Source organism: Microbispora sp. ATCC PTA-5024 (assembly GCF_000511135.2).
GTDB lineage: Bacteria > Actinomycetota > Actinomycetes > Streptosporangiales > Streptosporangiaceae > Microbispora > Microbispora corallina.
In genome coordinates, this window is the sequence record NZ_KI866523.1 from 1,181,030 (window position 1) to 1,204,518 (window position 23,489).

Consider the following 23,489-nt stretch of genomic DNA (forward strand, 5'->3'; position numbering starts at 1 on the left):
GAGCGGTGCGTATCGGCTCTCTCGACACCCGTTTGATCGTTCTCCGCGGGAACTCCGGCTCTGGGAAGACGAGCGTCGCCCGGGCCGTGCGGGCGGCCTATGGCCGTGGCCTGGCTCTGGTCGGCCAGGACGTCGTACGGCGGGAACTGCTGCGGGAGCGGGACGTACATGGCGGTGTGAACATCGGCCTCATCGACACGATCGTTCGGTACTCCCTCGATCACGGGTATCACGTCCTGCTCGAAGGCATCCTTACCGCCAGCCGGTACGGGGCGATGCTGCAGTCCCTACGCCGTGACCACGCCGGGACCAGCGCCTTCTTCTACCTGGACGTGTCCCTTCCGGAGACACTCCGGCGGCATGACAGCCGCCCCCAGCGGTCGGAGTTCACCCGAGACCAGATGCGGGAGTGGTACCGCGAGCGCGACCTGCTCCCGGACGGGTACGAGACGGCCATCGGCGAGGACAGTCCGCTGGAAGCGTCGGTGCGGCAGGTGCTGCGCCAAGCTCGTCGCCGACACCGATCCGGCCGTGGCATGGCCCGTCCTCCTACGGACGATGATCGAGATCGGTGTCAGCAAACTCACCCTCGCGCCCCCTGGTGGCCGACCGAACGAGTTCTCGCCGACACCGTCGCCGCTTCGAACCGACTGAAGGCCGCGGTCAGCGAGGTCCCGCGTCGGGCTACCCGACAGATCATCGGGCCATGAAGACCTTCTTGGCTTCGGGGGAGTCGGGGGTCGAGACGTAAGCTTGGCCGACGGACAGTTTTTCCAAGGCCTGGGCCATGTCCTGGCCGGCTCGGCCGCGCAGGAAACCGGCGACTGTCTTGCTTTGCGGGTAGTTGCAGCGGAACGCCACCTTAGTGCCGGCGTTGCCGAGTACGTCCTTGTGGAAGTCGTCCACTCCCTGACTGGCCACCACCACGGCGACGCCGTATTTGCGGCCTTCCTTCATGATCTTCGGCAGAGTGACGTCCTTGGCCAGCCGGTGCGCCTCGTCCAGCACCACGGCCAGGCGCAGCTCACTCGTCTTTCCCCAGTGGAACATCTCCCGATAGACCTTGCGCAGCACGAACGCGGCGGCGGCCAGCTGTACCTGTTCCATCAGCGTATGCACGTCGAGCACCACACCACCGGTGAGCAATTCGCCGAACCGACCCTCGCCCGCGTTGTCCCGGAACAGGCCGAACTCGCTCAGCGGGCGAGTTCGCGCCGCGACGTTGCGGCCGTGCCCGGCACTTTCCTTCTGTTCCAGGAGCTTGGCGAACTCAGCCATAGTCGGCAGCCCCGTCGGGCCGTTGGCCGAACCGAAACCGTGTCGCTGGTACAGCTCGCGGAGAACCTCGTAGACCACGTTCCGTTGGATCTCCCCCAGCGCGCTCACATAGCCGACGACCTCGGCCAGCTCCCACGCCGTCTGATTATATTTCTCGTGGCTGACGTCGGTCCGGAGCTCGAATGGGGAGAAGTCCAGCCCGTCGCCCGCGTCGACGACCGTTGCGTCGGTCGCGGGGTCGGCCGCCATGTCGCCGTGGAAATCGATGACCAGCGCTGGCAAACCTTGTTCGGCGAACGAGTTGAGAATACGCCGGGTGGTCACCGACTTGCCCTGCCCAGGAATGCCGAGAACGAACATATGCGGACTGCCCGACGTGCTGATCCGCCACGTTAGATCGGCGGAGTTCGCGTCCTTCCCGAGCACTACCCGCACCTCATCGGGCCGTTTCTTAACCGACTGTGTCGCCGGTGTTTCCGTGGTGGATGCTGGCTCTGATTGCGGGGTAGCCAGGACCGGCTCGGACGGCGTGTCCACGGCCAGCTGGGCAACGGGTTCCGTAAGGTCCACGGTGGACGCCGGGGCCCGGCTCGGTGTCAACGTGGCGATGCCTGCTGTGCGCAGTTTCGGAGCGGTCAATGCCTCGATCGATATCCCGCGATGCTCGCTCGGCAGGTCCGGCTCGCCGGCCAGGCTGACCACGTACCCCTGTTTGGAGATCTCTGGGCGGGTGCCGTCCTCGATCCGGGCGAACTGGCGTTCTGCTGCGGCCAGCCGCTCGGCACTGAGCAGATCCGCTTCGAAGGCCCGGTTCGCGTGGTAGCGCAGGATTCCCGCCAGCCGGGCCCGCTGCAGGTCGGCATCCAGACGGGGTTGGTCGTTGCCGAGGAAACCGTCCTCCAACATGGTCACCGTGGCATTGAGGCTGTCGACGATGTTCTCGGCGAGTTGATCTGGCGACGTGTCTTCCTTCAGCGGCTTGACCTCGACGCACTCGAACCTGATCGCCTGCCGGGTGGCGCGGACCAGAATCAGGTCGCAGAACCGTACCTTTTCCTCCGGCGACTCCTTCTCCTGCGATTTCTTGCGCGTGATGCCGAACATTTCCTGGTGCATGTCGACCGGTACGAGGATCGTGTCCTTCAGATCGCCCCGGCTCTCCAACCAGGACACCAACGCCGCGAGGCTCACCGCCTCGGCGGCCAGGTCCGACTGACCGATGAGACGCAGCGCCAACCGCCCGGACACGAGTTGCATGGCCCGCAGGGTGCCGCGCACCGACTGGGTGTCGTCGGCGAATCCCAGGCCGCGCATCGCGGTGGCAAGCAGGCGTTCGATCTCGGCCTGGTGTTTCGTGGTAACGGTTAGCCGAGGCCCGATTCCTTCCAGGAAATCGGGCGCGTAGTCCAAGATGTACGGCTGGTTTTTCTTCGGGCTCGACGAATACAGTTCCGGTCCGAGGTTGCGGTCGATCGTCATGACCCAGTCGGCCCGATCATGCGCCGCGGTCAGCGCCCGGCGTTCCGGCTCGCCGAGCGAGACGCGTAACGCAATGCCGTTTTCCGTCGCCAGTCCATGAGCCGCAGCGAGTGCGGCCTGGTGTGCCCGGTGCGCGTCGACCGCGTCCGCCGCACCGTCCCGCCGCTTTTCGCCCCGGTATTCCCGGAGTTGTACCGCTGGCATGGTTTCCCAATGCGGGCCGTCCGGGGTGTCTACCGTCCGGTTGCTGGTCGGGGTCAGCAGGTTGCGGAACGACGTGGTGCCCGCCGGGGTGGTCGAGCCGCCACCTGCCTCGACCACGGCCAGGTCGTTGACCACGCTTATATGCGCGGGCGTGTCGTCCTTGGCCAGTCGGCCGAACGGCCGCACGCTCAGCCCGAGCGGCGGCTTCAAGTACGATCGTCCGCTCCCTACCCGGTATCCGCCGACGGCCCGCTGCAGGTCGGTCAGCGCGGGCAGCGGATCGGTATTGCCAGGCCGGGTGCTGTAGGCGGTGACTTCTGCGCGTCCGGCTAGTCTGGTGGCGTCGAAGTCCGCGGCCCGGTCGGTCAGTACCGCTTGGCGCAGCGCCTGGGCCAGCAGTTCGCCGGAGCCGGGGTTGATCGCCAGAAGCCGGACCGCGTCCGGCTTCGAGTGGGTCTCCCGGTAGTGCTCAATGCGCTCGGCGACCATCGCGGGCGGCACGTCCGTGGCGACGTCCCGCCAGTCCATGCCAAGCACGTCGAACACCGCCTGGATGGCGATGCCCGGTTCCTGCTCGTCGGGGGCAAGGTAGATCCCGGTGCCGACCGTTGCCTCCCTGCGGTGCACGAAGATGTCACCGGAGGTCGAGTGGGGTACGGCGAACGGCAGGTTGGCCGGGGTCACCCGGCGTACCAGGTCGGCATCCACCATTGCGCGCCGTTTCGCCTTGTTCGGTTCGATCTCGGCCAGTTCTTTTGCCCAGCCGGTGATCGCCTTGTCATATTCGGCCAGCCAGGTCAGCCGGAGCGGATGGAACGGCAGCACGACGACCGCCCGGATCGGCCGGCCGCCGGCGATCGTAATGTCCAGTGTCAGCGTGTCCATCGCCAGCAACGCGCCCCGATACGTCGCGTCAGTCGCCGCGCGGTCGAGCGCGTTCTTGTAGCTCTGGCAGTAGGACCGGACCTTGTCCCGGAGCTCCTCGGTCCAGTCGAGCGACTCCACGAGCCAACGGGCTTGATGCGCGCCGAGTAGTGCGTGGATCTCTTTGCGTTGTTTTGACAGTGCTGTCGGCAACGGGTCTTCGACGGGCTCCGTGTCTTCGGCCTGTAGCACCACACCCATGCGTCCGTTGGCGCGAAACGCGGTGGCTGTGCTGCCGTCCTTGAACAACTGGTGTTGCAGATTGACCAGCACCGGGCTGACGCCGAGCAGTACCGTGCGCCGGCCACCGAGGCGTAGCGACACCGCGGTATGCGTGTCGTCCAGGCTGTAGGCGTCCTCGGTCAGGTCGTTCTGTCCAGCGAGAACCGCGTCCAGCCTGCCGAGCGCGAGCGCCCACGCCGAGGCACGCCGGGTCTCCCCGGTGATCAGGTCGGCCTCCCAGCGTACGGTGAACTGCTGGCTCTCGTCCTGAGCGAGCTCACCCTCCCTTCCCTGCAGCAACACCGGCTGGCCTGCCGTGTCTAGCCCGGTCACGCGCACCACGAACAGTGAGCCCTGTTCGAGGTCGGACTCGTTGAGCTTGATCTCGACGGTGGCAGTACGCCGGGAACCGGCAACGGTCACCTTGGCCTTCGGCCCGGTGTCGTCGCCGTCGCGCAGGTCCTCCGGTGGAAGCACCTCGACCAGCCACCGGTAGATCGCGTCGCTCTTGGCCGGGACGGTCTTCCACGTCACTCGCACCACGGCAGGAGACTCTTCGCCTGCCTCGGTATAGGGCAGATCGCCAGGGTTGTCTTGCTTGAGCCGCGAGCTTTTCACCACCGCGCCGTTCTCCCGGAGGAACGGGTCGACCCGAACCTGATCCACCGCAACGGTTTCCGGTTCGGTCAGCGGCCATTGACTGAAGTCGAGACCGGGCACGGCGGCCAGCTCTGCGGTCCACTCGGCGGGATTGGACAGATCTCGGTACGAGCCGGACAGGAACGTGGCAAGGTCAACGCGTACCGGACCATCCTTCAGCCGGGCATTGTTGAGCCGGTCGGACACCGAGGACACCGCTCTGGCCGGCCGGGAGATGGCCTTGACGCACTCACTATTGCGGGCGAGCCGGTCTACGAGGTCCGGGCCGCCGAGATCCGGGATGAGGCCGACCATCGGCAACGATGCGCCAACGGTGTGCCAGGTCGGTTCGGCTGTGACTGCGGCAACGTAGCGGGCCCAGGCCTCGGCCGGCCGGTTCCTGCCGAGTACGCTGGCGACCTTGTCCACTCCGACCCGAATATCGTTGTCTGGCAGTTCGCCAACCATCGTGGCACTGGCTGTACGCAGCAGCTCGACCACATCCTGGCGCTCGAAGCTGTTGTCCAGCGAACTGGCCGCAACGCCGGCGCCCACTGGGACCATCAGTACCAGTTGACGCTCCTTGCGGTTGCGTAGTTCGACCGCGCGCTCGGTCGGGATCAGCAACTCATCGTCAGCCTGGGCGCGGGCATCGACCAGGACGTGTATGTCAGCCTTGCCGGGCGCGAGGGCTCGACGCACCGCGTCGGCAAGGCGCTCGGCGTCGGCGTGGCGTAGGTTGTCCACCCGGACACAGTGGCCGGGTTCGTGGCGACCGATCCGCTTGGTCAGTGTGGTTGCGATCCGGTCGATGACCAGATCCGGCAGCGTGGTGTCGGTCGGCTCAGGCATCACGATCCCCCAGTGGGTGGCGAACGATCTGTTCGGAAAAGTCGTCGGACAAGCTGTCGAAACATCCGAGCAGTTGCAGCCTGCGCTTGAATGCCGCCAGGTTGGCCGCCGCGGCGGCGCGTGCCTCCGCGCCGTCCAGAAACGCCGGAGGCGAGTCAACGAGAATGCCAAATCGGTCGCGAAGCTCCCGCAACAGGTCCTTGAGCGATATGGTCGGCCGGACCGACATATCGGGCCGGACGAACACCGTCATCAGCAGAATCTGCAGTAGTTCGTCTGTCGGCGCGTATCGCCACGACCGGCGGCTATTGGACGACCCGGTGAGAATTCCGTACGGCTTACGCAGCCCGCCGACCGATCTGAACCAGCCTACCGCGTTTGCCGTTGCGCGATCTTGGTTGACAAACTCAAGAATGTCTAGCAGTTTGTTGAGTTCGCTTTTATCGGAGTGTTGTGTTCTGTCTAGGAAGTCGGCTTCATCTTCCGTGATGTGTTCAGCGCTGCGCTGGTTGATTGCCGCGATGTCGTAGAGCTGGCTCATCGCAAACATTTTTATGACATCGTGTTCGCGTAGTTCCGCAAGTTGGGCCAACTTATCTGGGTCGGAAAGCGCTTCACGTCGCTCTCGCTCGTCCGGGATCCGCTGGATCGCCAACTCGACGATCATGAGAGTCATGCGGTCGCGGAAAGTGAGCCTAATCTGATTGAGATCGCGCTCCACGCACAACCGGGACAGCCTGTCCGAATCGTCGTTTATTCCGCCAGTGAAGTCGCAGTACAGTTCGATCGGCGATTTCGGGCGGTCCTCGACCATGTCCGCTGGTGGGGTACCGGTGCGCAACAGTTCTCGTCCCGCCGCGTTAACCCGAAGTGTGAGAGTGAAGACACCGAGGGCGAGCAGCCCGGCAAAGGTGGACATTAACGCAGCTGTCGGCAACCGGTTGGCATAGGCAAGGAGGTGTGCGAGAAGCATTTCCCCCAGACGCTCCGTTACGCCGGGAAGCGGGTTCGGCACTTGCGATTCTTGCTTAAATTCCCGCGCATCGCCCATCTCGAATCCTTCGAGGAAACGAAACTCGAGGAGTGCGCTGATGTCCAGCTTGCTCGGGTCGATCAGTTCGGGTTGCCATTTCGGCTCGTGTCCGATCCCCAGACCATGGCCAATATGCTCCGCGATGAGCCTGCGGAGTTCACCGGTCGGGTTGCCCGCTGTTCGGCGGGCTACCTGGGTGCGCAGAAGTTGATAGGCGAAGTCGTCGATATAGCGGTGCCGGGTTCGTGTCCGGGGTACGCCCGCCCGATAGGCCGCCAGGGTGAGGGGAGCAACCGACAGCATCTGTTCGTCATTGTGCGCCTTGCCGACAGTGCCCATGTCGACGATACAGGAGCGCAGCCAGCCGTCCATCAGCTCCCGGGCGTCCGGTGAATTGAAGCCAGTCATGTGCTCGCTGTTGAGCAGCCGGTCCCGATATCCGGCGTAGTCCCGTTCGTTGGTCAAGAACCTGGCCGATCGGCCGCCCTTGACACACGCCTCGAACAGATGGGGCAGCACGCGGTCCACATCCGTGTCCAGTGTGCTGAAAATCGTCAGCGGCCGGTACAGATAGGTGCTCATCGCCTTGGTCAGTTTGATGGTCATGGCGCGTCCTCCCGCACGATCTGGCCGCCGATGGCCTTTGCCCGCAGCGAACGGCCGGAGCCGTCGATGATCCGTACCGCGTGTGCTGGTTCCCGACGCAGCCGGTTGCCGAACGCAGTGACCTCCTGGCGGATCGCCTCCGAAGCCAGGTCACCGAGGATCTCCCCGTCGGCGGCGCGCAGCAGCAACTCCGCGGTGTCCAAGGTGATCCGGAGTTCCGCGCCGGAGGAATGTCGCAGCACCAACAGGTCGGGGAACGACTCGATGTAGCGGGAGCGTGCTCCGCTTGCGGCCAGCGCGAACTCAGTCGGATCCAATTCCTTAATTACCACGATGGCGCGTACCGCGGGCGCGTCGTACATTTGGTCCCGCAATGCGAGGCGGACGCCGTCGTAGCCGACGAAGCCCAGCACTCTGGACAGTCCGGCGAGGAACCGTGGCAGCGCTTGCTCTGGCGTGTCCATGGCGCTGAGGTATTCATCGAGATGCCGGTAACTACGCACCTCCAACCGTCCGGATACAGTGCCCCACTGGCCGAGGAACAATGCCCGCTTGAGTCGACGTATATCCGCGTCGAGGATAGTGTGCAGGTCGGGGATGAGGTCTTCTCTGGCTCTCGCGGCTCGGATGGCGCCGGGCGCTGGGAGTCCGGCCGGGTCGAGTTCGGCCCATTCCTGGAGCAGGTTGTCGCTGCTGGCGCCGGCGAAGGTCAGACCAGGCAGTAACCGGGCGTCGGTGGCCGGGTTTTCGTCCGCCTCGTGTTCCGAGTGGACTTCGTCGCAGGACAGGTCGCCAGTGATCAGCCAGGCGAATGCGGACCGGACGTCCCGCACGGTCGCCCGCCGACGGCGGCGCAGGTGGCTGGTGAGTACGAGCTCCATAACCGCCGCCTTGGTGGCCGGTGCTCGCAGGTCCGTGGCGTTGCGGAGAATCGGGCAGACGTCTCGAGACACGCAGTCGGCGCAGTCCGACCAGCGGAAGTCGGTGGTGAACAGATCGAGAATAGCTGCCGCAAGATCAGGCGCTTCGCCGTTTGCGTCGGCCTTTTTCGGCATCGCCAACGCCCGTTGCTTGAGGTCGACGAGTACCACCCGGGAGTCCGGGGATGCGTCGCCTCGGCGTTGCTTGGACAGTTCCGCAGCGACGTCCGGGTACAGGTCGTAGTTGTCAATGAAGAACTGGGTGACTCGGCCATCGTTCGCGGCGATCAGCACCGTGCACCGGCTCCGGTCCTCGCCGTCGGCTAAGCCGAGCGCCCGATGCAGCATCTCGTCGGAGGACAGCGCGCCGTTGGACTCCGAGGCGTCGTAGACCGCGACGAACGTGTGGCCGTCGAGCCGTTTGACCCAGCCAGCCTTGTCTTCGTGCACCTTTTCCGCCTGCCGAGCGTCCAGTGCGTCACCCACCTTGACAAGGAACGAGGTCTTGCCGTCACCGGGATTACCGCTCAGCACCACGACGTCGAGCTTCTTGTTGAGAATTGCTGGCAGCAGTTCGGTGTCCAGCCGGGTTTTCGCGTAAGTGTCGTGCGCGAAAACGTCGTCTAGGCCGCGATTTCCGGCGTTGCCGATGCCGCTTTCCCGGTACAGCCCACGCAGCGCGGCCACCGTGGGATTCACCTTGCGTTTGTCCGTAGTGGACGGAGTGCTCGGCTCGGTGAGCAGTCGCGCGAAATCTGCGGCGCTCTGCGGTCGGTCAGCCGGGTCGTACGACACGCCCTGGTAGAGCGCGTCCAAAAAGGCGCCGCCGAACCGTAGCCGGTCCTCATCGGACGGCGGCACCAACGTCCTGCGGCCTGACAGATCGGTACTGGCATAGGGGTAGCGGCCGAGCATTGCGTGCAGGATCGACGCGGCGGCGGCATACAGGTCGGCGGCGGGGGACCAAGCGCGGCGCTCCCACACCTCCGGCGCGGTGAATGGTGGCGAGCCGACCGCGGAATGGGCGTCGTCGACGTGTGCGGCCAGCCCGAAGTCGATCAGCCGGGCGGCGCCATCGTCCCGCACGATGATGTTGGCGGGGCTGACGTCCCTGTGGTACAGGCCCTGCTGGTGCGCGTCGCCGAGGCCAGCAAGCACGTCCAGCGCGATACGCCGGAACTCGTCCCCGGTCGGGGTTTCGCGCGTGACGAGTTCTTTGAGCGTAGTGCCCGGTACGTATTCCTGGACCAGCACGCCCGGTTCCGGTTCGGGGCGCAGGTCGTACACCCGGGCGCAGAACCGGCTGCGTAGCGTGTCGGTGTTTTGATATTCGTCGAATGCCTGTGCCCATGATACGCGATCCGGTTTCAGGTATTTGAGCGTGCGCAGCTCGCCCTGTAGCTGTTCGTCGGTGGCGAGCCAGGTGACGGCCCATGCGCCCTCGCCGAGTTGGTGCTTCAGCCGGTATCTGTCGGCTACCAGCTGGCCTGCTATCGGTGTCGACGCGTCCTCGATGATCGCTAATGCCGTCGCCTTGTCCGGCGCGGTCGCTGAGGCCACTTCCGCGGCTTCCGGTCGGTCGTTGTAGTCCGGCGCGAGACAGCGGACCATCAGTTCACCTATCTCCGGATAGGCCGCCGCGCGTTCCCTGGCCTGGTCGTGGTCCGGCGTCTCGTCCTGGTCGCCGTGTATCCACAGCACCAGGGACAGCGCCAGGCTGTAGACGTCATCTTTGGTGCCGAAGAATTCCATGGTGGCGCCCGGGGCGCGAAACGGCGTCGACGGATGGTCGTCGAACAAGCTGGGGGCGATGGTTTCCACGCTGGGGATCCGCGCCCGGCTGAAGTCGCGGAAGCGGACCCGGTCGTCGCCGGTGATCTCGATGTACCGGGGCCGGAGGGCTCGATGCATGATCTCCTTGGCGTGCACCGAGGTCAACGCCGCGAACGCGTCGTGCACGACGGGTTTGGCGATTTCCGGCGGAATCCGGTTTTCCTGATCGGTCGGTGTCGGACGGTCACCGCTGAGCTTCCACAGACTGATGCCACTCAGGTCAGGCACGATCGGGGTGACCCGGTATCCCTCCCAGTCGAACCAGTCGCGTACATGCCAGGTACGATCTTCCTTGGCCAACAAGGTAAGCGCGTCATGCTCGCGTTTGGCGAGCAGTTCCGCAGCGGGCCGGTCAGTGGCGTTGGCCACTGAAACGCAGTGCAGGAACACCAGTTCGCCCGCCGGGTTGCTACCGGCGTAGACCCGGGCGTTGCCATCGGTCCCAAGTAGTCCGGCGACTTTGTACTGCATTATCTGCTTCGGGGCCTCGGTCGGGTTTCGCGGACCGAGACCGAGCAGGTAGCTCATCGCTTTCGGACGCAGTGCGGACATTGTGTCCGGCAGGGCGGCGTCCCGGGCGGTCAGCATGGCAGCCGCAGCGTCCAGCGTGACCACCTTGTCCTCGCCGAGATCTCCGGTCCCGGATAGGTCGATCGACGAGTGAGACATGACCACATGGCCGGTGACCGGGCGAACCCCGCGGGGCAAGTTGGCCTGCGCCGCAGCCCACCCGCCGACCTTCGCGCGCAGTCGGCCGGCCAGCACCCGGGCCGCGTGCGCCACCTGGCCGACGGGATCGGACCGTTGCTCGCCGTTGACGTACCAGGCTACTTCGCCCGCGACCACGTGTGGGCCCCAGGATTTCTCCTCGCAAACGTAGATGCCGTTGACGCCGACCACGATCAGGTCCAAATCGACCGGGTCGGTGTGCGTCGGGATCTGGCGGCCGGCGATGACGTCCCAGTCGTCCGGTAGCTCGGCCGCGAGCAGGCGGGCCGTCTTTTCTTCGCCTGGGCCGTGCCAGTCGCTGAGCACGTGCAGCCGCGCCACGTCACTTCACCTCTTTGCGATTGTTTATCTTGTAGTCATCCGGCCAGGTCCAGCGCCGGACGTCGGGGCTCAGGGCCGCCAGTCGGTCGACGTGGGCCGTGGACTTCGTGTAAGTGATAAGCAACTGGTCCGCGGCGCGGGTGGCGCCGACGAACCCGACACGTTCGCGTTGCCTGGTCGGCTCGTCGATCCCCGCCGGTAAGGTTTCCAGCCCGACCAGGAACACTATCGGGAACTCGTACCCCTTCCCGGAATGCACGGTGATTACCTTCACCGTCGACGTGTTGGAGTCGAATCCGGACGGGTCGTTCCGGTCGAACACTTGGAACGGAATATCGGCCGAGGTCAACGCGGCACGCAATTTTGTGAGGCCGCGCCATTGGGTGAGCAGGACGGCGATCTCGCCTGGCTGCCGCTGTCCGTCGGCGAGCAGAGCGGCGATTTCCCAAACGACGCAGTCGAGTTGCGCGTTCTTTGAGTCCGCCCAAATCAGATCGACCGGTTGCCCGTCCGGCGCACCGTCGATCCCGGCCACATGTTGCCCGGTCAGTACGCTTGCGGCGCGCAGCACTTGTTTCGTGCTGCGGTACGGCCGAGCCAGCGTGTGGCGGACGACTTCGCGTCCAGTTAGCGCCGAGGGCAGATCGACGTCTCGGTACAGCCCCTGCGCCTGGTCACCGACGAGCAACGCGCCCCCACGGCCGGGCCGGACGGTGTCGAGCGCGAACTGTAGCCAAGCCGGGTCGAAATCCTGTAACTCGTCGACAAGCAATGCGTCGAAGGCCTGCGGAATCCCGCGTGCCCTGGCCTTGGTCAGATCCTTGGAAGCACCGTCGCCGCCATTGAGATCCATCCGGAAACCAAGCCGGTGGGCGAACTTGCCGACTGTGGTCACCAGCACCGACGGGTCGTTCACCAGTCGCGTCACATACGGCACCAGCGCACGGTTGTACACCAGCACGGCGATCTCCCAGTCCGGATGAACCCGGCGCAGTTCCCGTGCCCGGGCGGCGAGCAGCAACGTTTTCCCGCTGCCCGGCGGCCCAGTCGTCACGGCCACGTCGAAGATCGGCGCCAGCGCGGTCACGGCCTGCGAGGTGTCCAGTTGGAACCGGGCTGCGGCTCGGTCCGCCGCCCCCGGGTCGGTGGCGCCGGTGCGCCCGGACTTGCTGAACACCACAGACGGCGCGAGGCGGTCGACGATGGCGGTGAATTCGGCGTCCGGGATCGGCCGCCGAGGCAGGTGATCCGGCCAGGCCGGATCAGTGAGGTCCTGGCGGGACAACACGATCCGCTTGGCATGCGGCTGGTCCGGGTCGAGTAGCCGTCCTGCCGCAGCGCCGAGTACCACCGCCGCGCCGACCGCGGGTGGGCCGAGACCGGTGAGCGACTCGCGTAACTCGGCGCGTTTCCGGTTGATCGAGACCCAGGGCTGCCGGTCATCCGGCGACGTCCCGTTCGGGTCGAGGTCGATGGCGTACAGCCCGGCCATGCGATCGATGAGCAGCAGATCGGGTCGGTCAGGTCCGTCCGCGACCAGCAGCACGGTGCCCTCGCGACCGGACACCGCGGCCGCAGCCTCCGTGAACGCCGGATCGATCCTGAACATCAAGAAGCCTTCCCATGTCGCTACCTACTGATCGGTTCGTCCGAAAAGCCGCTGCTCCTCGTCCAAAGTGGACAGAACGGCGGCGGCAGCGTCCCGCTCCGCGCGGTCCTTGGGCGCGAGTTGGTCCAGTTCGTCCTGAATGGCCTCGCGGGCGGTCGCCGGGTCGATGCGGTGGTCCAGGCCAGGCACCCCAATGCCCAGCTTGACTATCAGATCGGAAATCCGGGCCCGTTGCTGTTCGCGACTCGACCGCAACACTTCGGTGCTGGCCGCCCGCAACCCGGCCAGCCTGTCGAGCAGCACTAGTAGCACTCGGAGCACGTCGACCCGGGCGGACCGGGTGCCGTGGATCCGCAACCACGCGGGCCAGGACGACAACGCCAGATAACCGCGCGCCGGCATGAGCTGGGTGGTGAGGGCTGGAACCACCCACATCGACCGGGTGCTGCTTTTCGCCCGATAGGCGCGCAGCTCGTCCCGACGAATACTGGCCAATGCCCGCGGCGCAAGTTCGGAGCCGAAGTATGCGCGGCAGAACTCGGCGATCAGCGCGGGATTCGCCGGTACCCCCAACTCGCTTAATGCGTCCACCGCCTGCTGGCGCGCCGGTGTGGCGGCAGAGCTCGCCGTGCCGGTCGTGGCTCGGCGCACGGACTGAGCGGCCGCGTCGAGTGCTGCGCCCACCCGCTCGGCGGCCTGCTGGTCAAGGGCGGGTGTCTTGGTCAACGCGGCCAGCTGACGTAGCAGCTCGTCAATGTCCAACGGCCGTGGCGCTTCCTGCATATTCCAGACTTTACCAGACTTTCCCAGACTTCGGCGAGGAGAGCCGAGTGCTGCTGGTGTTGGTGATTGCATGCACCGTGCCACCACGGGGATCGCGTTATCCTGCCGAGTCGTTACACTGAAGGCGCGCGTTGGTTGACCGCCGTTTGCGCCGCCGACCGCGACTGGTCAAGGCCACGTCCGGGGAGGTGGCCTTGAGAAGGCCACCCGTAATCCGGTGGACTATTGAGAAGCAATCGCCTCAATGTTCACTTTAGTACCGTTTGTCCCGTTCTCTGAGTCGGTCTTCTTACGACACTCAGCCAGGATCTCCAAGCCCGTAGCGGCGCTGCTCGGTCCATTCGTCGTTCTACTCGGCCAGCACCGCACCGACCAGCCGGATGATCGCCTCCCGGTTGGGGAAGATGCCGACCACGTCGGTCCGCCTTCTGAGGCCGGTCTGTTCGAGATCGCGGCCAAGCGTTGCGGCATGACCCTCTCCGAGGGCGGATGGGTGATCGGTGACAACCCCACCGCCGACATAGCCGGCGGGCGCGCCGCGGGTCTCCGTACGATCTGGATCGACCGAGGCACGTCACTCGGTGTCGACCACCAGGCCGACCACGTAGTCGGCGATGTGCTGCAGGCCATTGAGGGAGATGCGGGAGGACGCTTCGGCACCCTGCTGAAAGCAGATGATTTCGACGCGCTTGCTGAATCACACTGTTCATGTGGACGAGTTCGTTGTACTGCGCAGGGACCCCGTTACCAATGGCATGTGCTACGGGGTCGATGACGAGGGTTCTCCGAGACGTATTAATCAAACTGTGCTACAGGACGTGATAGCTACTTGGCCGGTGGCGCCAACCACACCGGACAACATCCTCAGCCTTCTCCAGAAGAGTCGCATCGCCGTACTATGCAGCCTGGCTGGCCGTGAGCTGCTGATGGATGGTGTCCTCTCAGCACTTCATGCGGTAGAAGCGGCCCTACGGCAACGAATCGAGGCAAGCGGCGAGTCCGTCTCCAATAGGCACGGCAAGCCTCTGGCATGGGGAGACCTCTTTCAGCGTGCTGTCTCGTTGGGGTTGCTGGAACGTGAACCGGACGATCTGCTTGATTATGGCCGAAATCTGAGGAACCGCCTGTCGCATCCTTCTCAAGTCATGTACTTGCCTTATGCGGCAGCCCTACCATTAATCGAGACCTCTCATCGTCTTGTGGCTCGTCTCTACGCGACGGGTGACAATCTCACCGCCGCCACTACCCGGTAGCTGACGGATGCGCCGCAGGTCTTCAGGCAATCTGGATCGCTCGAGGCACTCGGGCCCGGTGCTGGCCACGTGGTCACGGACGTAATCCAGGCAAGCGAGATCTTGCAGGAGAGCGACGAGAGCGGCGCGGCGGCTCGCAATGACAGCAGCGGTGACAGCAACGTAGGCCACCGTGGGCAGCCGGCGGCAGCCGTCCACCGCCCTCTGACCTCGGTCTCCCGTGGGGGAGCAGGGTGATTGTTCCGCCTGAAAGCGGATGGTCATGCTGGCGCGGAGCTTTCAACACTCGATCTCGGTCGGTGCCTTTACGCCGATGAGGGGAGCCACCCGGGATCGGGTCGGAACCTCAGCGGACGCCGCGTGAGACCTGGTCTTCTGCTCGTTGTCGCAGAGCGGTTGGAATCCATCGTCGTCAGCGGTGTTGTCCGCCCACATCTGGCCTCTCGCCGGGCCGCTGACCACTAAAGCCTCCCGCAGTGCGCAGCCGAGATGACACAGGTACAGCAGCCCGGTCGAATGCTGGGGGTGGTAGACGACTGCGTCGTGCTGCTCTCAGTAGGCATCCTCGGCCTCGGTGAACTCCTCGGTGGAATCGAAATCCGCTTCGTCAGGCGGCGCGGGCAGAGCATCAGCCGGGCTACTGATCTTTAATTCGTGATGTCGACTCCCGTTCTCATGGTCAGGCCGGTAGGTGGGAGGCATCCGTCGATGAGGTGGGGCCTGTACTGGATCTTCTTCAGCGCGCGCTTGATGACGCGGACGAGCTGGGGCAGGTCGGCGGCGGCGAGGTTGGCTGGGGCACCGCGTTTGAGCAGGGACCAGATGCCCTCGGTGGGGTTGAGGTCGGGGGCGTAGGCGGGGAGCTGGACGACGGTGAGCCAGTCGGCGTGCTCGGCGGCGAAGGTCTTCATCCCGGGCACCAGGTGCAGGTTGAGGTTGTCCCAGATCAGCACGATCGGAGCGCCGAGCTGGGCGTGGGCGGACAGGATCAGATCCCGGTAGTCCATCCAGCCGAAGGTCTTGGACTCGCCCTTGCGGCCGGAGTAGAGGTGCAGGCGGTAGATCAGTCGGGAGCGTTCGCCGGGTTTGTAGCAGACCAGGGCGGCGATGTTCACCCGTCCGGTCCCGCGCCCGCGAACATGGATCACTGGGGTGTGCTCGCGCCGGCCCCAGGTACGTGCGCGAGGCGGCCTCAGCCCTTGACCGGCTTCGTCTTCGAAGCAGATCCAGGCGCCTGTGGCCGCCGCGGATCTTCCACCTGCGGCCAGACCTCCTTCCACACCTCGATCGCGGCCTCGTCACGCTCGATCGCCCGCCGGGCGGGGCGCTGGCACGACCAGCCGTTACGCCGCAGCAGGTACCACACCCCCTGGACGGTATAGCCGATATGGAACCTGACTCCAACGCAGACCAACCAGTGACAACGCCGCACCATACGGCCGCCTCGATCCGCGATGATCCCGATGATCGGGGTCAGTGAGATGGTCGTGGTTGAACGTATCGAGGACAGCGCGGACGAGTAGGTCGTCATCGGACGCCTGTAGGCGCTTCCTTCGTCGTCGGTCCGGTCCCCGCGTTCCTTGTGTTCCTCCCGTGAGGTGCTCTTCGGTCAGTAGCCTATGCCGGTGATTCTGGCTGACCCTGACCAGCACACACTGCGTGCGGCTGTGACTGACACGTACCGCGCGGAGGCGGAGTTCGACGACGCGCGGGCCTGGCTGGAAGAGCTGCTGGGCAGCCGCAGCGCTATCGAGCCGATCGCGGCTGAGGTCTGGGCGTTCGACGAGGCCTTTAAGCGTGTTCTGCTCGTCAAGCACCGCTGGAGAGGCTGGGTGGCGCCCGGCGGGAAGGTCGAGCAGGGAGAAGCCCCACGGGACGCCGCACGCCGTGAGCTGCATGAGGAAACCGGCATCGTCGGCGACCTGTCGGACGTCCCTGCGGCGGTTTTCGTGCGGTCCTATCGTTCTGATTGGGCGCCCACGCTCGGCCTCGCGTATGCCGCAGTGCTCAACGGGTCGCTCCCGCTGAGCGGTGAGAGTCACCAGCCGGCCGCCTGGGTCCCGTTGCACCACGACTGGGAGGGCGCCTTTCCCGAGGACAGACCACGGATCCGCGAGTACGCCAGGCATCTGGCCCGTACCCGAGAAGGTACGGGCCGCTGACCAGAGCGGCTCTGGCTGGAGGCCGCTCCGCCTTTGCATTTCTGGCGCGAGCGGGTCACAGAAGCCCGCGGAGTGTCACCTCGGCCGTGTCCACAGCTGTGGTGAGAGCCTGCATGTGGCCAGGTGAGAGCTTCCCGACACCGAGCCCTGACGCGGTCAGTACGTCGTGGAGTTTCTGTCTCTGCTCACTGGCCAGGCGGGAGCAGACCGGGTGGTGGTTCAGGACGTCGCGGGCGGCGTAGGCGTCGAGAATGGCCACGTCCACAACGGCGTCCCGCAGAAGGGCGGGGCAGGGGCTGGTCCGGTCGTGGGCCAGGTCGAGTGCGGTCAGTCCGACTCGGGCCTGGAACGTCGCGGTCGCGGGGTCGGGCGGGGCGACCAGAGCGAGTGCCTCCTGCAGGGCATGCTCCAACTCCGGCTGCGGCGCTGGTGACGTCGCTGGGCGGCAGCAGATGCGCAGGAGGGCCGCTATGGCGTTCTCCCACGGTTCCGCGGGGATGGTGGATTCGATCGTGGCGCGAGCCTGCTCGTCGAGGCCGCGTTCCATCAGTGACATGATCATGATTTGACGGCCGTCGAGGAGGCGATTGCCGACGCCGCGATGCGCGGCCATGGCTTCGGCGGCCTCGGTCCAGCGGCCGATCCGCGCCAAGGCCCTGGCGCCGTCGATGAGCACGGTGACCCACAGCTCCTCGCAGACCTTTCGGTGGTCCGCCTCTGTGTCGATCAGCACCGACAGATCCACGTTGTGGTTGCGGATCTCGGCTGTGCCGCGCCGCTGAGCAGCGCGGTACAGCCGCGTGAGCAGGTCGTAGGCGCCTTCGCCGTCACCTTCGCGGATCAGCAGCCGGGCGATGTTCACCAGTGGCATGAGTGCCATCACGGCAATGTCCCCGGTGAGGTTGCCCGCTTTGGCGAAGACCTGGTGCTGCCTCCAACACAGCTGCGCAGCCAGGTCCGGCATCCCGACGTCGGAGGCGATCAGCGCGGCGTAGTTGAGGACCCCGCTGGCGCGGGCCACCAGATCGCGGTGGCTCGCATTGGCGGGCTCGACGGTCAGCTCGGTGAGGTGGCTGATGCGTTCGGCGAGGGGTAACCCGGCCGCCTTGGGACGGCGGACCAGCGGGATCCGGCTGGCTATTGCGGGGATCATCGGCTCAGCTCCTGCGCGGCCAGTCGACGACGAGACGGCTGTAGGTCTTGTCGATGACGAAGCGCGGTTCAGCGGCCGTCAGCTGGTCGCGGGCATCACCTACGGCCATGCGGAAGCCGGGTTCCGGGGCGTTGTTACCCCAGCCGCGGTCCCATTCGCCGATCTCGGTGGCGACCTGGTTGGCGAGCTCAGCGGCGCGCGGGCCGTGGCCGATGACGCCGATCTCCCAGAACCTGCCCTGCTCGTCCTCGCCTTCGCGCACGGTCAGGTAGGCCAAGGTGCCGCCGTCGAGCGCGGCCATGGAGCCCCAGCCGAAGTGCGGGGTGAAGGCAGGGCGGGACCCGGGCATGCGCGACAGGCCGTTGGGCAGCACGCACGCCAGGTACAGATACAGCCACTGCCAGGGGTCGCCCTGGCGGAACTTCACACCGGAGTAGACCTTGGCCTGCGGCTGGTCCAGCACGGTGCGTATTGCCTCGTGGTCCACGTCCTGCTCGCTGAAGGTCTCCAGGCGTACGTTCCCCTCACCGGCCATATGCACGAGGGTGTAGATGTCGTCGCAGACGCCTTTGCGTAGGGGCACGAACGTCGCCATCTCGCACGAGACGGCCTTCCAGGTCTGGCCGTCGCGTTCGAAAGCGAAGGATCGCGAGATGCTGCCGCGGATCCGCATCGGGATGACCAGGCGTCCGTTCGGGGCGAGCTGGTCGAGGATCCTCAGGGGGATGTCGCCGGCGCCGACGGTGAACTGGATGCGGTCGAAGGGGGCGTGTTCGGGAAGGCCGGCGGCGCCGTCGGCCAGCACGACGGTCACGTCCGGAGCCCCGGCCTGCGCGAGGTTCTTCTGGGCGCTGTCAACGAGGTCCTGGTCGACGTCCACGGTCCACACGTGACCTCCGGGGGTGACGAGCTGGCCGAGCAGGTGTGCGTTGTAACCGGTGGCGGCCCCGGCTTCCAGGATCCTGTGGCCAGGCTTGGCGCCCAGCTGCTCCAGCTGGGTGGCGATGATCGAGGGTGCGGAGATGCAGGAGATCATCTCGCCCGTCTCGTCGTGCTTGATGGGCACGGCGTCGTCGACGTACGCGGTCTGAAGGTCGACGCCGGGGAGGAACAGGTGCCGTTCGGTGTTCCGGAAGGCGGCGATGACCTCGAGGGTGCGCAGGTGGCCGCTGTCCATGAGGCGGGTCACGAGCGCTTCGCGCAGCTCGGCGGGGTCGGTTACAGGCGTCACGGTGGTCTCCATTCGGGTGAGGTTAGAGTCCGGTGAGGTGGAAGTGCGGGAAGACACGTCAGCTGCCTCCTCGTCGGCGAAGGCGACGTGTCGGCCCAGCCATGCGGTTGCGGCCTGCTCGTCGGCGGACACTCCGGCGCGGTTGAAGGCGAAGATTGCGTGATGGGCGAGTACCGCGCGCAGACCCCGCGTCAGCCGCCCATCCGCGGCCAGCCGCCTCAGCCGGTATCCGGCCTCCTCGAACGCGGCGACGCGCTCGGCCCAGCCGGGCTCGGCGTCCGGCCGCCGAGCAGCGTCGGCGTTCATGAGGCGCCGCATGGCCGCTACCGCCTGGTCACGCGAGGCGATGGCAGGCGGGGTGACGGATGGCCGCAGGGAGCCGAGCTTCGCCCAGACGTCGCCGATCTCGAAAGGGTCCAAGCCGGCCGCCCGGTTCATGGCCGAGATCAGCAGGATGCAGCGTTCCCGGGCACCCGCCCTGCCCGTCTCGGCCAGGGCTGCGCGGCTGTCCGCGCAGAAAACCTCATGGGCGACATCCATGCCTTCGGGGCCCCCGAACGCCTCGCTCTCCGGCTCGTAGACACCGCCGACCCAGCCGCTGGCCACTTGGTGGGTGACGAGCTGGTCCAGCAGGTCCGCAGCCGAGCGCTCGGTGCGCAGCCGCAGCCCGCCGTCCTTGCGCAGGAAGTGGAACCGCTGGTCGTGCAGCGCGGACGCCAGCGCCTGGGCAGCCTCCAGGCTCACGGAACCGCCTGGGAACGACACACTGGCATGCCACCAGCCCTGCTCGGGCGTGATCGGCAGGTCCTTATCGTTCACGTCCATGGTCGTGGGCGCTCCTTCTCAGTGAGGGCTGGGATCGAATGACGGGCGGGGTCAGGTGATCAGCAGGGCCCTGGCCCAGCCGGTCGTGTTCGTGCCGTCAAGGGCCAGTTGCGCGCCGGCACGGCCTTCCATGAATCCGGGCTTGGACAGCCGGCCAAGGTCAGCGGCCAGGCGATTTGTCAGGTCCTCGATCTGCGGCGTGTACCGGTCCGGGTCGGGGCTGTCGTCGGCGACGGCACGGACGACGGTCAGCAGGCCGGCCCAGCCGTGGCACAGCGAGGCATCGGTAATCCGGCTGAGGCGGGCCGGGTCGGCGAGAACGCGCACGACGGTGTCCTCAGCCGCGAGCCGGCGGGCCGGGTCGTTCAGGGCGATCGCAGCCAGCTGCCGGGTGCGGGCGATGCCGATTTCTCCGTAGCACCACGACGGGCGCGCGACCTGCGGCTTAGGCGGCTCGGGATCGGACAGCTGGTCGCACGTGATCCAGTAGCAGCAGCCGTACCTGTCCAGCCAGCGCGCGACCACCTCGATGGCATCGTGCTGTCCCGGCACCTGGACGCCGCGCCGGGCGGCGAGGGACAGCACCGCCAGGGGGCCGGCGATGCCGTGTGCGACACCGTTGTTGCCGTGTCCGCCGGGCATCTCCTCATCGGCGGGCCCGGCATCCGACCACCAGCCCGGCAGCTCCCGGCCCTGGATGCGGACCGGCCGGCACAGGGAAACCAGGTAGTCCAGCACCTCTTCCAGCAGTGGCGAGGCGCCGTCGCGGGTCAGCAGCAACGCGCCCAGCCCGGTCAAGCCCCGGATGAGGTCAAGCTCCGCGAGATGTGGCAGCGCCCCGCAGGCATGCCGCCGCCGCGCTGCGGCCAGTCGGACGGCCACGACGTGGTCGACGGCGTCCTGGACGTCGCGGTCGGCGCATCCGGCGCGGCTGAGCACGAACTCCAGTGCCGGGGCGCCGTGGAACAACGACGCGTTGCCTCCGGCACTGACACCGCCCGCGACCGCCTGCGCCAAGGTCTTTCGAGCGGATGCGAGGTCACCACGCTCGATATGCAGCAGCGTTACCCCGAGCGCGCCCTCGGACAGGTCCTGCGTCCGCGGAAGAGCCGCCGTCGCGGTCATGAGCGTGCCCTGAGCGGGACAACGAGGCTGTGGGCCCGCCCGCCGATCCAGCCGTCGGCATCCGCTGGAGGCGCCTCGTACAGGACCGCGACACCGGTCGGACTGGAGGCAAGGTGGGTGCGCAGCAGGTCCAGGTGCATGTCCTGGCGCAGATCAAGCGGAAGGTGCTGGTCGTCCTCGGCCAGGAGCACGCGGTCCGGCAGGCCGAACCGGCCCATCCAGGTGTGCAGGTGCTCGGCCCATTCATCCAGCGTCGCGGTGCGACCGGGCAACTCATGAGTCTGCAGCTTCCATCGTGCGGGCACCAGGATCGAACGCCGGTAGTGCAACGCCGGGGTGAACGGAAGGGTCCAGGCCGCGCCCCAGTCGAACCACGTCACCTGGGGAGCGGTGGCCCGGCTGATCTCGGCCAGGAAACGAGCCAGGGGAGGGGTGTAGTTGTTCCACAGGAAGTTGATCGCGGTCGGTGCGAGCACTTCCACGTGTGCCCCGGTGGCGGCCTCGGTCAGATAGAGGCGGCCGTCGCGGAGACCGACAGCCAGATCGGACGGGAACAGCACACCCTTCCCAGGGTGCCGGAACTCCCCGACGCTGACCAGCCGGGGCAGCACCTGCGGGGCACGGGTGAGCAGATCGGCCGGGACGCGGCCGGCGTGGAAGGACAGCTGGACCAGCTCAGCGCCCGGCTCGACCGTGGGCAGACGGGCGTACGTCGCGCCGGTCTGCGGGAACAGATGCCAGAACCGACCCGTCATCGAGCCGGCCGCCCGAGAGACGGTGGACACCCGAAGACGGAAGTCTCCGGCGTCGAGAGCCTGCGTCGAGGCCGCCTGCAGCTGCACACACAGTTCGAGGTGTAGCGGGGTGACCGTACGCTTGCCCGCGGCGTCCTCCAAGCGCTCGATCACCGCACCGGGCAGGACCACCGAGCGACTGCCTGTGACGGCCGCGGTGCCAGCCAGTTCCAGGAGCAGCCGGTCCCGGCGGGTCATCGGGCGGGGCGGCTCGGACACCTGGCCGAATCCCTCGGGGAAGCCCAAGCCCGCCTCGGGATCCGTCACCAGCTCCAGCGGCACCTCGATGCCCTCTCCGTAGCGGTCGGCGAACTGCTCGATGCAACGGCGCCATGCCGGAGTCCCCGTCGGATACATGGCGAGCCGTGTCAGGACCGTCGCGGTGGTCTCCGCCTCCGTCACGACCGTCGTCGGCAGCCACACCGTCGCGTCCAGCCGCAGATCCGGTGCCGCCACTCGGTTCCGGGTATCCCGCAGGGCGGCCGGCAGGGCATCGGCCGGGTGGACGACGGTGGCGGGTGCACGCAGCGACGACCGCAGCAGCCGTACCCGCAGGAGCTCCGCGAGCAGCCCCGTCCGATGGCGTTCGTCCGTGCCAGGGAACTCGGCGGCGAGCTTGTCCGTCAGGGTCGAGTACCGGATCGGCACCCGGGCCGCATCCAGTACCAGCGCGACCGCGGGCGTCAGCGCGAGGGAGAACTCCGAGGCGCCATCGGACGGAACGTAGACGCGCCCGGCCCGCTGACGTGCCAGATTGTTGACGCACACGTCGACGTCAGCCATCCGTTCGCCGTCCGCCTCCCAGTCGCTGATCGCCGCGTCCAGCGCCACCGGCTCCGGCCGGGCAACAGCGTGGTGCGACTCCCCGAAGCGGACCTCGGCCACGTCGCCGAACTCCACCAGGGCGACGCCCGCGAACAGGCCGAACGGTGTCGAGCGGCGCGCGTACCTGATCGCGTACCGGGCGGTGGCCAGTGCCGCCCGGCGCGCCCGGCGTACCTTCACCGAGAGCCCGCCGAGGACCGCCTGGACCTGGCGGTCCAGATCCGGGCTGGCGCTGGACGCAGCCTGCCGAAAGGCGTCGTCGGCCCACACTGCCGCCAGCCACGAACGCCAGCGCTCGAGGGGCGCTGTGGGACCCGGCCAGGGCGGCAGGTCCGGCCCGGTGAGGTGCACCGCAGCGCGCAGCATCCCCTCACCGGCAACCCGGTACAGGCTGTTTCGTAAGCGCGTCATCACCCACACTCCGTTCTTGAACAGGAAGGGAGCGGGCCGGAGGGAGCCGTCCGTCCGGCCCGCGCCGCTGGGCTGGACCTGGGCTACGAGGTGGTGCAGGCGCTCGGGCAGGAGCTCCCGCAGTTGTCGCCGGTGCTGCACAACAGCACCGTCTCGGTCGCCGGCGTGTTCTCGATGAAGGTGATGTCGAGCTGGAACGGGTCGTCGGCGTCGTCGCCGACGTGCTGGCGCGGTTCGGCGCTCCGCGCGATGGTCTGCGTGCTCATACTTTGCTCCTG

At 66.7% G+C, this 23,489-nt stretch carries 16 protein-coding genes and 1 pseudogene; 4 read left to right on the forward strand and 13 right to left on the reverse strand.

The genetic code is table 11. The annotated features are described in order from the left end of the window. Positions 1-5 precede the first annotated feature (5 nt). On the forward strand, positions 6-710 hold the full coding sequence (locus tag MPTA5024_RS18020) for an AAA family ATPase (RefSeq protein WP_063794709.1): 705 nt from the start codon (positions 6-8) through the stop codon (positions 708-710). Here MPTA5024_RS18020 and MPTA5024_RS18025 read toward each other — a convergent pair. The 6 genes and pseudogenes from MPTA5024_RS18025 to MPTA5024_RS43585 form a co-directional block, all read right to left on the reverse strand. Next, complete coding sequence (locus tag MPTA5024_RS18025; RefSeq protein ID WP_036325208.1) at positions 697-5,598, reverse strand: helicase HerA domain-containing protein; 4,902 nt, start codon at positions 5,596-5,598, stop codon at positions 697-699. The genes MPTA5024_RS18020 and MPTA5024_RS18025 overlap by 14 nt on opposite strands. Beyond that, positions 5,591-7,237: a methylation-associated defense system protein MAD7 gene (mads7, locus tag MPTA5024_RS18030; protein ID WP_036325209.1), complete on the reverse strand. Its 1,647-nt coding sequence runs from the start codon at positions 7,235-7,237 to the stop codon at positions 5,591-5,593. The genes MPTA5024_RS18025 and mads7 overlap by 8 nt, the downstream gene beginning before the upstream one ends. Then, entirely contained in the window at positions 7,234-11,040 is a 3,807-nt protein-coding gene (locus tag MPTA5024_RS18035) for a protein kinase domain-containing protein (protein ID WP_036325210.1), read from the reverse strand. The genes mads7 and MPTA5024_RS18035 overlap by 4 nt, the downstream gene beginning before the upstream one ends. 1 nt (position 11,041) lies before the next feature. Beyond that, on the reverse strand, positions 11,042-12,649 hold the full coding sequence (locus MPTA5024_RS18040; protein ID WP_055725775.1) for a 3'-5' exonuclease: 1,608 nt from the start codon (positions 12,647-12,649) through the stop codon (positions 11,042-11,044). 24 nt (positions 12,650-12,673) lie between these two features. After that, positions 12,674-13,432 carry a hypothetical protein gene (locus MPTA5024_RS18045; protein WP_157099528.1) on the reverse strand — a complete coding sequence of 253 codons (759 nt, stop codon included), beginning with the start codon at positions 13,430-13,432 and terminating at the stop codon, positions 12,674-12,676. Positions 13,433-13,654: 222 nt separating this feature from the next. After that, a pseudogene (locus MPTA5024_RS43585) lies at positions 13,655-13,865 on the reverse strand (transposase); the annotation flags it as partial. A 36-nt stretch (positions 13,866-13,901) separates the two neighbouring features. Between MPTA5024_RS43585 and MPTA5024_RS40980 the strand changes: the two are divergent. Further along, entirely contained in the window at positions 13,902-14,207 is a 306-nt protein-coding gene (locus MPTA5024_RS40980; RefSeq protein ID WP_157099603.1) for an HAD hydrolase-like protein, read from the forward strand. Beyond that, positions 14,143-14,685 (forward strand): hypothetical protein, encoded by a 543-nt coding sequence (locus tag MPTA5024_RS40985; protein WP_157099529.1) that lies wholly within the window; start codon positions 14,143-14,145, stop codon positions 14,683-14,685. Before MPTA5024_RS40980 ends, MPTA5024_RS40985 begins: the two co-directional genes overlap by 65 nt. A gap of 647 nt (positions 14,686-15,332) precedes the next feature. Here the strand turns inward: MPTA5024_RS40985 and MPTA5024_RS18050 are convergent. Together MPTA5024_RS18050 and MPTA5024_RS18055 are read right to left on the reverse strand one after the other, a co-directional pair. After that, positions 15,333-15,965: a transposase gene (locus MPTA5024_RS18050; RefSeq protein ID WP_198167217.1), complete on the reverse strand. Its 633-nt coding sequence runs from the start codon at positions 15,963-15,965 to the stop codon at positions 15,333-15,335. Continuing rightward, a complete protein-coding gene (locus MPTA5024_RS18055) occupies positions 15,878-16,216 on the reverse strand; it encodes a helix-turn-helix domain-containing protein (RefSeq protein ID WP_084369775.1) in 339 nt (112 codons plus the stop codon). The genes MPTA5024_RS18050 and MPTA5024_RS18055 overlap by 88 nt, the downstream gene beginning before the upstream one ends. A gap of 94 nt (positions 16,217-16,310) precedes the next feature. Between MPTA5024_RS18055 and MPTA5024_RS18060 the strand changes: the two genes are divergently transcribed. Then, positions 16,311-16,847 carry an NUDIX hydrolase gene (locus tag MPTA5024_RS18060; RefSeq protein WP_269750599.1) on the forward strand — a complete coding sequence of 179 codons (537 nt, stop codon included), beginning with the start codon at positions 16,311-16,313 and terminating at the stop codon, positions 16,845-16,847. A gap of 55 nt (positions 16,848-16,902) precedes the next feature. On the opposite strand, the gene MPTA5024_RS18065 is transcribed toward MPTA5024_RS18060, so the two are convergent. The 5 genes from MPTA5024_RS18065 to MPTA5024_RS18085 form a co-directional block, all read right to left on the reverse strand. Continuing rightward, the gene (locus MPTA5024_RS18065; protein ID WP_036325213.1) at positions 16,903-18,000 is read right to left on the reverse strand and encodes a hypothetical protein; all 1,098 of its coding nucleotides are present in this window, start codon (positions 17,998-18,000) and stop codon (positions 16,903-16,905) included. Positions 18,001-18,004: 4 nt separating this feature from the next. Then, a complete protein-coding gene (gene fxlM, locus MPTA5024_RS18070; RefSeq protein ID WP_036325214.1) occupies positions 18,005-20,056 on the reverse strand; it encodes a methyltransferase, FxLD system in 2,052 nt (683 codons plus the stop codon). Positions 20,057-20,107: 51 nt separating this feature from the next. Continuing rightward, positions 20,108-21,181: a lanthionine synthetase C family protein gene (locus MPTA5024_RS18075; RefSeq protein ID WP_036325215.1), complete on the reverse strand. Its 1,074-nt coding sequence runs from the start codon at positions 21,179-21,181 to the stop codon at positions 20,108-20,110. Then, on the reverse strand, positions 21,178-23,211 hold the full coding sequence (locus MPTA5024_RS18080) for a lantibiotic dehydratase family protein (RefSeq protein WP_232326569.1): 2,034 nt from the start codon (positions 23,209-23,211) through the stop codon (positions 21,178-21,180). Before MPTA5024_RS18080 ends, MPTA5024_RS18075 begins: the two co-directional genes overlap by 4 nt. Before the next feature lie 83 nt (positions 23,212-23,294). Then, complete coding sequence (locus MPTA5024_RS18085) at positions 23,295-23,477, reverse strand: FxLD family lanthipeptide (RefSeq protein WP_036325216.1); 183 nt, start codon at positions 23,475-23,477, stop codon at positions 23,295-23,297. Positions 23,478-23,489: the final 12 nt, after the last annotated feature.